10 protein-coding genes are annotated in these 12,281 nt (G+C 70.2%); 7 read left to right on the top strand and 3 right to left on the bottom strand.

All coding sequences use genetic code 11. The features are described from left to right. Positions 1-19 precede the first annotated feature (19 nt). The 5 genes from P7V53_RS16940 to P7V53_RS16920 all read left to right on the top strand — a co-directional run bounded on the left by P7V53_RS16940 (position 20) and on the right by P7V53_RS16920 (position 7,334). Positions 20-487 carry a CBS domain-containing protein gene (locus P7V53_RS16940; protein WP_280150599.1) on the top strand — a complete coding sequence of 156 codons (468 nt, stop codon included), beginning with the start codon at positions 20-22 and terminating at the stop codon, positions 485-487. A gap of 129 nt (positions 488-616) precedes the next feature. Then, positions 617-1,717, top strand: coding sequence for a chorismate synthase (gene aroC, locus P7V53_RS16935; protein WP_280150598.1), 1,101 nt, complete (start codon positions 617-619; stop codon positions 1,715-1,717). 98 nt (positions 1,718-1,815) lie between these two features. Continuing rightward, positions 1,816-2,835 carry an aldo/keto reductase gene (locus P7V53_RS16930; RefSeq protein ID WP_280150596.1) on the top strand — a complete coding sequence of 340 codons (1,020 nt, stop codon included), beginning with the start codon at positions 1,816-1,818 and terminating at the stop codon, positions 2,833-2,835. 106 nt (positions 2,836-2,941) lie between these two features. Beyond that, a complete protein-coding gene (locus tag P7V53_RS16925; RefSeq protein ID WP_280150595.1) occupies positions 2,942-4,114 on the top strand; it encodes an efflux RND transporter periplasmic adaptor subunit in 1,173 nt (390 codons plus the stop codon). Between the two features lie 10 nt (positions 4,115-4,124). Continuing rightward, positions 4,125-7,334 (top strand): efflux RND transporter permease subunit, encoded by a 3,210-nt coding sequence (locus P7V53_RS16920; protein WP_280150593.1) that lies wholly within the window; start codon positions 4,125-4,127, stop codon positions 7,332-7,334. 16 nt (positions 7,335-7,350) lie between these two features. Here P7V53_RS16920 and P7V53_RS16915 read toward each other — a convergent pair whose 3' ends face one another. Further along, positions 7,351-8,691: a metallopeptidase TldD-related protein gene (locus P7V53_RS16915; RefSeq protein WP_280150592.1), complete on the bottom strand. Its 1,341-nt coding sequence runs from the start codon at positions 8,689-8,691 to the stop codon at positions 7,351-7,353. A 3-nt stretch (positions 8,692-8,694) separates the two neighbouring features. After that, entirely contained in the window at positions 8,695-10,152 is a 1,458-nt protein-coding gene (locus P7V53_RS16910) for a TldD/PmbA family protein (protein WP_280150591.1), read from the bottom strand. A gap of 186 nt (positions 10,153-10,338) precedes the next feature. Between P7V53_RS16910 and P7V53_RS16905 the strand changes: the two genes are divergently transcribed. Next, positions 10,339-10,680, top strand: coding sequence for a hypothetical protein (locus tag P7V53_RS16905; RefSeq protein ID WP_280150589.1), 342 nt, complete (start codon positions 10,339-10,341; stop codon positions 10,678-10,680). A gap of 13 nt (positions 10,681-10,693) precedes the next feature. Here P7V53_RS16905 and P7V53_RS16900 read toward each other — a convergent pair whose 3' ends face one another. Next, a complete protein-coding gene (locus tag P7V53_RS16900) occupies positions 10,694-11,113 on the bottom strand; it encodes a hypothetical protein (RefSeq protein WP_280150588.1) in 420 nt (139 codons plus the stop codon). A 393-nt stretch (positions 11,114-11,506) separates the two neighbouring features. Here P7V53_RS16900 and P7V53_RS16895 point away from each other — a divergent pair, with 393 nt between their 5' ends. Continuing rightward, entirely contained in the window at positions 11,507-12,280 is a 774-nt protein-coding gene (locus tag P7V53_RS16895) for a glycine zipper 2TM domain-containing protein (protein WP_280150587.1), read from the top strand. The last annotated feature ends 1 nt before the right edge of the window (position 12,281 follow it).

Below are 12,281 nucleotides of genomic sequence, written 5' to 3'. Positions count from 1 at the left end.
CCGGCCAGAGGAGCGACCCATGAAAGTCAGTGACATCCTGCGCGTCAAGGGCGGCACGCTGTACACCGTCTCGCCGGAGGAAGCGCTGTCCAGGGCCGTGACCACGATGGCCGAGAACGACATCGGCTCGCTGGTCGTCATGGACCACGGCGACCTGGTCGGCATGCTGACCTTCCGCGAGGTCATCCAGTCGGTGGTGCGCAATGGCGGCAGCGTCGGCAACACGATCGTGCGCACAGTGATGGACGACCATCCGCTCACGGCCACCCCGGAGACCGAGATCGACGAGGTGCGGCGCATGATGCTCGGGCGGCACGCCCGCTACATGCCCGTGATGAGCCAGCGCACGCTGATGGGCGTGATCTCCTTCTACGACGTCGCGAAGGCGGTGGTGGACAGCCAGGACTTCGAAAACCGCATGCTGAAGGCGTACATCCGGGACTGGCCGGTCGACGAGCCGCGAGACGAGCAGACCTCCGCGAACTAGCCCACCGCAGCGCGTGACCCCCTCGAGGGGAGCCACTGGCGAACCGGCGCAGCCGGATCCGCGGTGGCCGCTTGATGGGGCATCGCACAGCCCCCCATAAAATCGAGGCCTCCCCTTCCAAGGCCTCCCATGTCCGGCAGCACCTTCGGCCACCTGTTCCAGGTCACCAACTTCGGCGAATCGCACGGACCGGCCATCGGCTGCGTGATCGACGGCTGCCCGCCCGGCATGGCGCTGTCCGAGGCCGACATCCAGCCCGAGCTGGATCGGCGCCGCCCCGGCACCTCGCGCCATGTCACGCAGCGAAACGAGCCGGATGCGGTCGAGATTCTTTCCGGCGTGCACGAGGGCAAGACCACCGGGACGCCGATCTGCCTGCTGATCCGCAACACCGACCAGCGCAGCAAGGACTACGGCAACATCGCCCAGACCTTCCGCCCCGGCCACGCCGACTACACCTACTGGCACAAGTACGGCATCCGCGACCCGCGTGGCGGCGGTCGCTCCTCCGCCCGCCTGACCGCGCCGATGGTGGGCGCCGGCGCCGTGGCGCGCAAATGGCTGAGGGAGCAATACGGCACCACCTTCAGCGGCTACATGGCTCAGCTCGGCGACATCGCCATCCCGTTCGAATCGCTGGAGCATGTGCCGAACAACCCGTTCTTCGCACCCAATGCCAGCGACATCGCGCGCCTCGAGGCCTACATGGACGAGCTGCGCAAGGCGGGCGACAGCTGCGGCGCGCGCATCAACGTCGTCGCGCACCATGTGCCGGTGGGGCTGGGCGCGCCGCTGTTCGACAAGCTCGATGCCGACATCGCCTACGCCATGATGGGCATCAATGCCGTCAAGGGCGTCGAGATCGGCGCCGGCTTTGCCAGCGTGTCGCAGCGCGGCACGACGCACGGCGACGAGCTCACGCCCGAAGGCTTCGCCGGCAACAACGCCGGCGGCGTGCTCGGCGGCATCTCCACCGGGCAGGACATCACCGTCTCGATCGCGATCAAGCCGACCAGCTCCATCCGCAGCCCGCGACAGTCGATCGACCTGCAAGGGCAGCCCGCGACCGTGGAGACCTTCGGCCGTCACGATCCTTGCGTCGGCATTCGCGCCACGCCGATCGCCGAGGCGATGCTCGCGCTGGTGCTGATGGACCATGCGCTGCTGCACCGCGCCCAGTGCGCCGACGTCCGCGTGGACACGCCGCGCATCGCCGCGTCGCGGCCCTGAGGCACGCGCCGGTCCCGCACAAAGACCGCACTGGCGAGCGCGGGCGCTTCGCGCGCCGATAATCCGCGCCCTTTCGAACCACACGGCGAAGGGTCCCCATGCAATACACACGCCTCGGCTCCACCGGCCTCACGGTGTCGCGCATCTGCCTCGGCATGATGACCTACGGCACGCCGCAGTGGCGGCCCTGGATCCTCGACGAGGCGGCGAGCCGCCCGCTGGTGCGGCACGCGGTCGAGCAGGGCATCACGTTCTTCGACACCGCCGACATGTATTCCGGCGGCGAGTGCGAAGTGCTGACCGGCAAGTTCCTGCGCGAGTTCTGCCAGCGCGACGAGGTCGTCATCGCGACCAAGGTCTTCTTCCCGGTGGACCTGGCCTTCAAGGGCGGCATCGCGATCGGCGGGGAGGAGCGGCCCAATCGCAGCGGCCTGTCGCGCAAGCGCATCTTCCATGCGATCGACGCGAGCCTGTCGCGCCTGGGCACGGACTACATCGACCTCTACCAGATCCACCGCTGGGATCCGCACACGCCGATCGAGGAGACGATGGAAGCGCTGCACGACGTGGTCAAGGCCGGCAAGGCGCGCTACATCGGCGCGAGCTCGATGTGGGCGTGGCAATTCGCTCGCGCGCAGCAGGTCGCGCGTGAGCGCGGCTGGACCCCATTCGTCAGCATGCAGAACCACTACAACCTCGCCTACCGCGAGGAGGAGCGCGAGATGATTCCGCTCTGCCGCGACCTCGGCGTCGCCATGGTGCCGTGGAGCCCGCTGGCGCGTGGGTTTCTCGCGGGCAACCGCCAGAGCGCCGACAGCCAGTCCGGCGCCACGTCGCGGGCACAGACCGACGACATCGCGCAGCGCTATTACTACCGCGCCAGCGACTTCGCCACCGTCGAGCGCCTCACCGCCCTGGCGCGGCAGAAGGGGGTCAGCAACGCGACGCTCGCCTACGCCTGGCTGCTCCACAAGGGTGTCACCGCGCCCATCGTCGGGGCGAGCAAGCTGCACCAGATCGATGAAGCAGCAGCGGCGCCGCAGCTGACCTTGAGCGCGCAGGACATCGCGCAGCTCGAGCAGGGATACGAACCTCATCCGGTGATCGGGCACGTGTAGGCCCACGGCGCCCCGCCTCGTCGCTTGTCGACGCGGCCCGTGCCCCCCAATCTGCAGTCCGTCGCACGCTTGAAGCACCCCGGGGGGCCCTGCCTACACTGGCTGCATGCTCGGAACGCACAAGCTTTGGGTGGGTGGGACGATCGCGGCCCTGGTGATCGCCGGCCTTGCGCTGGCGCTGGCACCACGGCTCGGAAACAGCGCCAAGGGGCCGCGTGACGGCCACAAGCCGCCGGTGCCGCTGGAGTTCCTGCCATCCGAAGTGGTGAAGCCGGCGCTCGCCGCCATGCCGCTGGTCGTCGAGTTCTCGGGGCCGCTGGTGGCACCGCGAACGGCCACCGTGCGTGCCAAGGCGCCCGGCACGCTGCTCGCGTTGACCGTGGCGGAAGGCACGCGGGTCAGGGCCGGGCAACCCTTGGGCGACATCGACCTCGCCGAGCTTCAGTCGCGCGTCGCCGATCGCGCGGCGGCAGTCGAGGCGGCGCAGGTCGCGCTGGTCGACGCGGAGCGCCAGCACGCCGCCAACGCAGGGCTCGCCAGCCAGAACTTCATCTCGCCGACGGCGCTGCAATCGTCGCAGGCGAAGCTCGATGCCGCGCGTGCGCAGCTCAAGTCGGCGCAGGCGCAGCTCGCCAGCTCGCGGGTCGGCATTCGCGAGGCCGCGCTGGTGGCGCCCATCGCGGGCATCGTCGGCAAGCGCCATGTGGTCCCGGGCGAGAAGGTCAGCGCCGAGCAACCGCTGATCACCGTCGTCGATCTGGCCACGCTGGAGCTCGCCGGCAGCGTCGGCACCCACGAGGTCTCGCGGCTGGCGCCGGGCCAGGCGGTGCAGGTGCGCGTCGAGGGGCAGGGCGAGACGGTCACCGGCCGCATCGACCGCATCGCGCCGGCCGCCGAGGCGGGCACGCGCGCAATCGGCGTCGTGGTCGTGCTCGACAACCGCGGCGAACGCTTTCGCGCAGGCCAGTACGCGCAGGCCAGCGTCGAGCTGAAGGACGACACCCGGCGGCTCAACCTGCCGCAGAGCGCGCTGGGCCAGGCCTCGGGACAGGACTTCGTGTGGACGGTGGAGAACGGCGCGCTGGTCAGGCGCATCGTCATCACGGGCCGCCGGGATCCGGCGCATGGCCGCGTCGAAGTGACACAAGGCCTGGCCGCCGATTCGCAGGTGCTGGCCGCGCGCTTCGACAACCTCAAGGAGGGCGCGCCGGCCAAGGTCGTGTCTCAGCGCGCCGGGTCGGGCGCCTCGGCAGCGGCCCCTTCCGCGGCGCGGCTGTAGGAGGCGCGCCATGTGGTTCACCCGCGTCTCCATCGCGAATCCGGTCTTCGCCACGATGATGATGGCGGCGCTGTGCGTGCTGGGCCTGTTCTCGTACAGCCAGCTTCGCGTCGAGCGCCTTCCCGACATCGCGCCGCCCATCGTTTTCGTCGCCGTCGCCTATCCCGGCGCATCGCCGGAAGCGATCGAGACCGAGCTCACGCGGCCCATCGAGCTGGCGCTCAACGGGATCGCAGGCGTGAAGATGATCCGCTCCAACAGCTTCGAGGGCCGCAGCGAGACGGTCGTCGAGTTCCAGCTCAGCGCCGACATGACGCGTGCGGTGCAGGACGTTCGCGACAAGGTCGCCGCGCTGCAGCCCGGCTTTCCCCGCGACGCCAAGGCGCCGTTCGTGTCGCGCTTCGACGGCGACAACGCACAGCCCACCGTCCTGCTGTCGCTGCTGTCGCCCAACCGCAGCCCGCGCGAGCTGTCGCTGCTGGCCGACCAGGTCGTGCGCAAGCGTCTGGAGCGCGTGGCCGGCGTCGCCCGGGTCGACGTGGGCGGGATCACCGAGCGCCAGGTGCGCATCGACCTGGACCCCCAGCGCCTGCGCGCCTACCAGCTGACGCCGGCCGACGTGGCGAGCGCGCTGCAGCGGGCCAACGCCGACATGCCGGTGGGCCTGCTTTCCGGCCGCAAGGAAGACACCATCGTTCGCGTCGAGGGCAAGGTGCGCGACGCCAAGGCCTTCGCCGACGTTGTCGTCGCCACGCGAAGCAACATGGTCGTGCGCGTGGCCGACCTGGGCGAGGTGGTCGAGCGCGAGCGCGAGCCCACGTCGATCTCGCGCGACGACGGCGCGCCGTCGATCTCGTTCCAGGTGTTCAAGCAGCAGGACGCCAACATCGTCGAGACCGGCGAGGGCATCAAGCGTGCCGCCGAGGAGATGCGCCAGACCATGCCGCCCGGCGTCGAGCTGAAGCTGGTCTACGCCGACAGCGACTGGGTGCGCGATTCCTTGGCCGGCGTGAAGCGCACGCTGATCGAAGGCGCGCTGCTGACGGTGGCCATCGTGTTCCTGTTCCTGCACTCATGGCGCAGCACGATCATCACCGGGCTCACGCTGCCGATCGCGGTGATCTCGTCGTTCATCGCCGTCTACGCCTTCGGCTTCACGCTGAATTTCATGACGATGATGGCGCTGTCGCTGTGCATCGGCCTGCTGATCGACGACGCCATCGTCGTGCGCGAGAACATCGTGCGCCACGTTCACATGGGCAAGGATCACCGCACCGCCGCGCGCGAAGGCACCGACGAGATCGGCCTGGCGGTGATGGCCACCACCTTCGCCATCTGCGCGGTATTCGTGCCGGTCGCCTTCATGAAGGGCATCGTCGGCAAGTTCTTCTTTCCCTTCGGCATCACCGTCACGGTGGCGGTGCTTGCGTCGCTGTTCGTCAGCTTCACGCTCGATCCGATGCTGTCGTCGATCTGGAAGGATCCGGCGCACAACCCGCTGGCGAAGCTGCCGGTGCTGGCGCACCTGATGCGGGCCACCGACCGGCTGCTCGACGCAATGCATGCGGCCTACGAGCGGCTGATCCACTGGATCTTCTCGCCCGCGCGCTACCGCGTCGTCGTGCCGCCCGTTCCCGCCTACGGCCATCCGTTCGACAGCGCCGGCCGGCGCGACACCTCGCAGCCGCGGCGATGGCGGCTCGCGACGCTGACGCACCGCGGCGTCGTCGTGCTCGTCGGCATCGCCAGCTTCGCCGGCGCGATCGCGCTGACGCCGCTGGTCGGCACCGAATTCATCCCCGAGACGGACAACAGCTACATCCAGATCAACGTCACCCTGCCGGTGGGCACCAGCCTGGTCCGCGGCAGCGAGAAGATGGCGCAGATCGAGGAGGTGGTGCGCCGCATGCCCGAGGTGCGGCTGGTGTCGGCCACCGTCGGCGACACCGGCAACGCGAGCCGCAACACGGCGCGACTCGCCATCCAGCTGGTCAAGCCGCACGAGCGCAAGCGCAGGCAGAAGCAGGTCGAGGAGGCGCTGCGCGAGGCCCTGCGGCCCATCCCGGGCATCGACGTGTCGCTGGGCAACCGGCCGATCTACGTCGCGCTGCTGGGCCCCGAGCCGGCGGTGCTCGAAAGCGAGGTGCTGAAGCTGGCCGAGAAGGTGAGGGGGATCAAGGGCATCACCGACCTCGAGACCTCGGTCAAGCCCGGGCTGCCCGCCTACGCGGTGCGGCCCAAGCCCGACGCAGCCCGCGAGCTCGGCCTCACGGCCAGCCAGCTGGCAGCCAGCCTGCGCAGCTTCGTCAACGGCGACGTGGCCACCTACTGGACCGCGCCGGACGGCGAGCAGGTCGAAGTGGAGCTGCGGCTGCCGCAGGCTTCGCGCGAGAACATCGCGCAGCTCGACCAGCTGCCGGTGGCCTATGCCAAGGACGGCACGCCGATCGCGCTGTCGCGCGTGGCCGACATCGTGCCGGTGGTGAACCCGGAGATCATCAAGCGGCAGGACCTGCAGCGGCGCCAGGCCATCTATGCCGGCGTTCAGGGCCGCCCCAGCGGGGACGTCGGCGCCGAGGTGCACAAGCTGGTCAAGGAGACACAGCTTCCGCCGGGCTATCGCTTCGACGTCGGCGGCGAGACCAAGGAGCAGCAGGAGGCCTTCTCCGGCGTGCTGCTGGCGCTCGGCGCCGCGGTGATCTTCATCTACATCGTGCTGGCGTCGCAGTTCGGCAGCTTCCTGCAGCCGCTGGCGATCATGGCCTCGCTGCCGCTCGCGCTGATCGGCGTGATGCTCGCGCTGCTGGTGTCCGGCACCACGCTGAACCTCTTCTCCATGATCGGCCTGGTCATGCTGATGGGGCTGGTGACCAAGAACGCGATCCTCCTGGTCGACTTCGCCAACCATGGCCGGCGCGCGGGGCTGGGTGTCGCCGAGGCGCTGCTGCAGGCGGGACTGGTGCGCATGCGCCCCATCATGATGACCACTGCCGCGATGGTGTTCGGCATGCTCCCGCTGGCGCTCGCGCTCAACGAGGGCGGCGAGATCCAGGCGCCGATGGGCCGCGCCATCATCGGCGGCGTGATCACCTCGACGCTGCTGACGCTGGTGGTGGTGCCGGTGCTGTACAGCTACCTGGCGCGGGAGAAGTCACCGGCGCCGGCGGGCGGCGCCCAGCCGGCGCATCTGCCGGGGTTCATGCCGGCCGACAAGTCCTGACCTCGGCGGCGACGGTTCACAGCGTCAGCCGCCACCCCTCCACCAGCGCCCCCGGCGTGGTGATCGAGCTGAGCTGCCGCTCCTTGTACGTCCCGCTCTCGGGAATCAGCTCCGGGCTGTCGGTGAGGCCGATGAGGCCGTCGCCGAACATGCGCATGAACGAGTCGTCGAAACGCATCACGGGCAGCGGCGCGACCAGGCGTCCGTCCTCGACCCAGAAGCAGGCGAAACGCGTCATGCCGGTCATGCGGCAGGCCTGGCGGTCCGAGTAGTTCAGGTACCAGAGATTGCTGACGTACAAGCCGGTATCCAGCCGGGCGAGCACCTGCGATTCGGGCAGCAGGCCCGCCTCGAGGCGCAGCGACTCCGGCGCTTCCTGCGCATTCGCGCCGTTGGCCGGCAGCATGTACTGGCGGGCCGACCGTGGCGAGTTGAGCGTGCCGGTGGCGCGTCCGGCATCGATCAGGCTCACGCCGATCGGCTTGGCGAAGCCCTCGGCGGTGAAGGCGGGCGCGATGCCGCGTGCCGTGTCTTCGGACAGCGTGATGGCCGCGTGCAGCTGGACGTCGCGGTGCTCGAGCCGGCTCAGGCTCGAGGTGCCGGTGCGGCGCGCCTGCGCGCCGAAGCCGCCCCAGCTGAGCGTGCCGAGCAGCTCGGCCATCGCGGTGGGCGTGAGGTAGGCGCGATAGGCGCCCGGCTGCAGCGCGCGCGGCGGCAGCGCGAGCAGGGGCAGGCGTTCGGCGCCGGTCGCGACACGGCGGGCGAACTCCGCCTCGTCCCAGTGCGTGCCGGCATACGCCGTCTTCACGGCCTTGTCGGCCTGCTGGTACAGGCACCAGTCGAAGTGGAAGCTTTCCACGTGGTGCCAGTGGCGCTGCCCCCGGCTGTCGGCGAAGGCGCGCACCACCGGACCGCCCGCGTAGAAGCCGACGAAGTCGAGTCCGCGCGCCGCCGTGGTGGCCGCAGCGATGAGCGCCTGCGGCGTCGGCAGCGCGCCGCTTTCATGGCGGCTGCTCGCGTCGACGGCTTCCGGCATCAGCAGATACGGGTCCTCGGGCACGTCGGCCAGCTGGGCGAGCAGGGCGGTGCGTTCGGCCAGCAGCGCCGCATGATCGATGTCGAGGTGGCCGGTGAGCGACAGCGTGCTCTCGATGCGCCGCGAGCCCTGCACGACGGCCAGCGTCGCCTGGCCCTGGCTCACATGAGTGGCCTGGCGCACCGCGGCGCGGTTGAACCGGATGAAGTCGGAGCTCTCGGCCTTGACGAACAGCGTGACGCGCTCGGCGTCCGCGACCGGCGTGCAGATGCGCGCGGCCAGCGACTCGAAGAAGCCCTTGTCGGTCAGCAAGGTGTTCATCGCTCAGGCCTCCCCGCCGAAGACGGCCACGCGGCTGAACTTGCAGGCCGGTGCCGCATGGCCGACGCGGATCACCTGCGACGGCTCGCCCTTGCCGCAGAACGGCGTGCCCATCACCTCGAAGGTCGACGCATCGCCGACCATCGCGAGCGAGCGCCAGAAGGTCGCGCTGATGCCACGGTAGTTCGGGTTGCGCACCACCTCGGCGAGACGGCCGTTGCGGATCACCTGGCCGTATTCGCAGCCGAACTGGAACTTGTTGCGCGAGTCGTCGATGCTCCACGAGCAGTTGGTGCGCATCATCACACCCAGCTCGATGCTGGCGATCATGTCGGCCAGCGTGGAGCTGCCCGGCTCGACGTTGAGGTTGCTCATGCGGTCGATGGGCGCGCGGTTCCAGCTGGAAGCGCGCGTGGTCGCCACGCCCTGGATGTCGGGTCGCAGCAGGCGCGCGCGCGCCAGCGACACCGTGCCGCCCAGCGGCCGCTCGAGGATGCCGTTGCGCACGATGAACTGCCGCTCGGCCGGCGCCCCGTCGTCGTCGAACGCGAAGCTCGCGAGCTGCTCGCGCCGGCTGGGGTCGTGGGTCACGTTCAGCAGCTCGCTGCCGTAGCGATAGGAGCCGAACATGTCCAGCGTGACGAAGCTGGTGCCCGCGAAGTTGCGCTCGTCGCCGAGGATGCGGTCGAGCTCCAGCGGATGGCCGATCGACTCGTGGATCTGCAGCATCATCTGGTCGGGCATCAGGATCACGTCCATCTCGCCGCTCGGGCAGTGCGGCGCCGCCGCCAGCTCGAGCGCTTCGCGCGCCACCCGCGGCCCGTCGCTCGCGAACTGCGCGCGCTCGAGCACCTCGAGGCCGCCCTGCTGGCAGAAGCCGTTGTACTGGCCGTGCGCCGAGCGCGTCTGCGTGATGCCGTCGATGGTGGCGGTGGCCTGCACGTTGGGGATGATGTGGCTGAAGCGCTGCTCGGCGCGGCCGCCGTCGCCGGTGAGGTAGAGCTGCTCGGTCTCGACGGTCCACAGCGTGGCCAGCCAGTCGACGATGCGGTCGTCGAGCCTGGTTGCCGCACTCACCGACGACAGCAGGTCGAGCTTGTCCCTCAGCGTCATCGTCGCGACCGGTCGCTCCACACGGCTGCGGTACTCGCCGCGCGGCACCATGGCCGGCAGCTCGCCGTAATCGAAGACCGTGCGGCCGGCGCTGGCGTGGGCCAGCGCGCGCGCCTCGGCGAAGGCCGCGGCCAGCCCGCTGTCGCTGGCGTCGCTGGTGGCCGCGTAGCCGAGTCCGCCGCGGTCGATCACGGTCACCATCACGCCGGCGTCGCGACAGCGGCTCGGGGCCTGGGCGGCACCCTGGCGCACGGTGAGTTCTTCGGAGGTTTCCTGGACGCCGCGCACGGCCCAGTGCTGCACGGCCGGCGCCGTGCGGCGCGCTGCAGCTTCGAGGTGTTCGAGCATGCTTGTCCCTGTCTACAACGGAAGGCCGAGTGTAGGTGCGCGGTCGGCACCGGCGAATCCCGACCTGCGTCGCTGACATGCCAGGGCGATCACGTATCCGGTGGTTGCGGACGCGGCCCGCGGTTCGTGACGCAGGTCACATTCGCTGCCCGGCACGGCACTTGCGGCAGCGGGCGCATGTCGTCGATGCAGTACGCCCTTGTCCGCCTTGCGTTCACCTTAGCGCTGCTCAGCGGCGCCGGAGCGGCCGTGGCCCAGGACAGCGCGCTGCGGCGCTGGAGCCATCCGGCGCCAGAGAGCGGCATCGGCCTGGTGGAGATCGCCCCCGCCCTGCCCGGCGAGCGGCCGCGCCGTGCACTTCGAATGCCGTTCGAGTCGGCCACGCGCGCCATGCGCGGCCTGGGTGTCGACGCCGAGGACTGCACGTCGCTGCTGCGCTCCAACACCTCGACCTACCGGCCCGATCCGGCGGGAAGCGAACGGCTCAAGGTGAGCGTGTCGCTGGCGATGAGCTGCCGCTTCTTCTGACGCCGTCGTGCGCTCAGCGCTGCGTATCGCCTGCGCCGGCCAGGTTGGCGGGGCGGTGCAGGACGCCAGCGGCAGCGGCGGCGGCGCCGAGCGACAGCGTCTCGTCCGGCAACGGGGCAGGGGGCGCCTCCAGCCGCTCGGCAACCGGCATGTCGCTGTGCGGCCAGCCGAATGCGGCCCACAGCCCCCAGACGATACCGGCGAAGGCGCCGATGGCCACCATCGCGACGACGACGACCAGGACCCCGTGCATCCACGGATCGGTGCGCATCGCGAAGGCGAAGGCCGACGTCAGCGCCGCCATCACGGCGTAGTGGCGTCCGCGCACGCCGATGAAGTCGCTGAGGGCGAAGGTGTAGCTCACGAGGAACAGGAACGCGAGCAGGTACTGCTCCACGCCCATCGCGTCCAGGGTGCTGCCGACTGCGCTCATCCACGTCTCTCCGCCACGTCCTTGATGCGTAGCGTGCCGTGCAGCAGGGCCGGTCGCAATACCGCCGGGCGACGAATCGGCACTCGCGTGCGTCACGTCACGGCATCACGTCGCAGCAGAGCGACTTGCACGCAACCGCGCGGGAATGTCGTGCCGACTCAGGTGTTTCCCTGGGACCCGGCGGCGCGGCGACGCGATCGCGACTTTGTTGTCCGGGCATGAAGCAACCGCAAGTGCGTGTGAACGGGGCAACCGCCTGAAGCTAGGGGGATTCGCCCTGTCAGCGCCGACGTCGCGCGCACGTTGAGCAGTCGACGTTGAATGGACCGCGTCCGCGGGGTGCTGGGCGCCTGCGAGCGGCTTGCATTGCACGTTGCCGTTCGAGGACATCCGATGAAGATCCTCCGCCAGGTGGTTGCAGGTGCATTCGTGTCCCTGTTCGTGGGGCTCGCCATGCCGGCCCTCGGACAAGGTCGCATCGGCGCGGCGGTGGGCACCGCGGTGCGGCCGGAGCTGCGTGTCGACGGCTTCGACGTCGAGCAGGTGAGCGACCTGTCGCCGGGTACCGCCCTGAACTTCAGCCTCTACGGCACGGCGGGCGGCCATGCCGCGCTGCGCATCGACGGTGCGCGGCAGCGACTGCCGCTGCGCGAGGTGCAGGCCGGCGTCTACGAAGGCAGCTACCTCATCGCAGCCGGCGACCACATCACCGGCGACAGCCGCGTCACCGCCGACCTGTGGATGGCCGAGCATGCGATCACCGCCGTGCTCGACGAGCCGCTGCTGCTGGGCGGCACGCTCGCGGCAGCGCCTGCGCGCGGCTGCGAGGATTGCGCCGTGGTCGAAGCCGTGCGTCCGGTCGAGGTCATGGGTCGTCCGGGGGCCTTCGGCGCGATCGCCGGCGGCGTGCTGGGCGCCATCCTGGGCCATCAGGTCGGCAGGGGCGACGGACGCACGCTGGCCGGCGTGCTCGGCGCCGTCGGGGGCGCCTATGCCGGGCGCGAGCTCGAACGCCGGCAGCAGCCGCGGCTGCGCTACGACGTGGTCGTGCGCCTGCCCGACGGCAGTGCACAGACCCGCCGCTACGAGTCGCCGCCGCCGTTCCGCGTGGGCGACCGTCTGAGGGTCGGCGGCGGCGCCTGGCTGCCTGACGCGGCGGCGCACTAGC

Origin of the sequence: Piscinibacter sp. XHJ-5 (assembly GCF_029855045.1) — a bacterium.
In the GTDB taxonomy this organism is placed as follows: Bacteria; Pseudomonadota; Gammaproteobacteria; order Burkholderiales; family Burkholderiaceae_C; genus Albitalea.
The sequence above is the reverse complement of the archived record's forward strand: the minus strand, read 5'-3'. Positions and strand labels throughout refer to the sequence as shown.

What these genes read in the sequence shown, in the direction of transcription:
- P7V53_RS16905 (WP_280150589.1), top strand. Translation starts at nt 10,339, where the DNA reads ATGCAGTACGCCCTTGTCCGCCTTGCGTTCACCTTAGCGCTGCTCAGC.
- P7V53_RS16915 (WP_280150592.1), bottom strand. Translation starts at nt 8,691, where the DNA reads ATGAACACCTTGCTGACCGACAAGGGCTTCTTCGAGTCGCTGGCCGCG.
- P7V53_RS16895 (WP_280150587.1), top strand. Translation starts at nt 11,507, where the DNA reads ATGAAGATCCTCCGCCAGGTGGTTGCAGGTGCATTCGTGTCCCTGTTC.
- aroC (WP_280150598.1), top strand. Translation starts at nt 617, where the DNA reads ATGTCCGGCAGCACCTTCGGCCACCTGTTCCAGGTCACCAACTTCGGC.
- P7V53_RS16940 (WP_280150599.1), top strand. Translation starts at nt 20, where the DNA reads ATGAAAGTCAGTGACATCCTGCGCGTCAAGGGCGGCACGCTGTACACC.
- P7V53_RS16930 (WP_280150596.1), top strand. Translation starts at nt 1,816, where the DNA reads ATGCAATACACACGCCTCGGCTCCACCGGCCTCACGGTGTCGCGCATC.
- P7V53_RS16920 (WP_280150593.1), top strand. Translation starts at nt 4,125, where the DNA reads ATGTGGTTCACCCGCGTCTCCATCGCGAATCCGGTCTTCGCCACGATG.
- P7V53_RS16910 (WP_280150591.1), bottom strand. Translation starts at nt 10,152, where the DNA reads ATGCTCGAACACCTCGAAGCTGCAGCGCGCCGCACGGCGCCGGCCGTG.
- P7V53_RS16925 (WP_280150595.1), top strand. Translation starts at nt 2,942, where the DNA reads ATGCTCGGAACGCACAAGCTTTGGGTGGGTGGGACGATCGCGGCCCTG.
- P7V53_RS16900 (WP_280150588.1), bottom strand. Translation starts at nt 11,113, where the DNA reads ATGAGCGCAGTCGGCAGCACCCTGGACGCGATGGGCGTGGAGCAGTAC.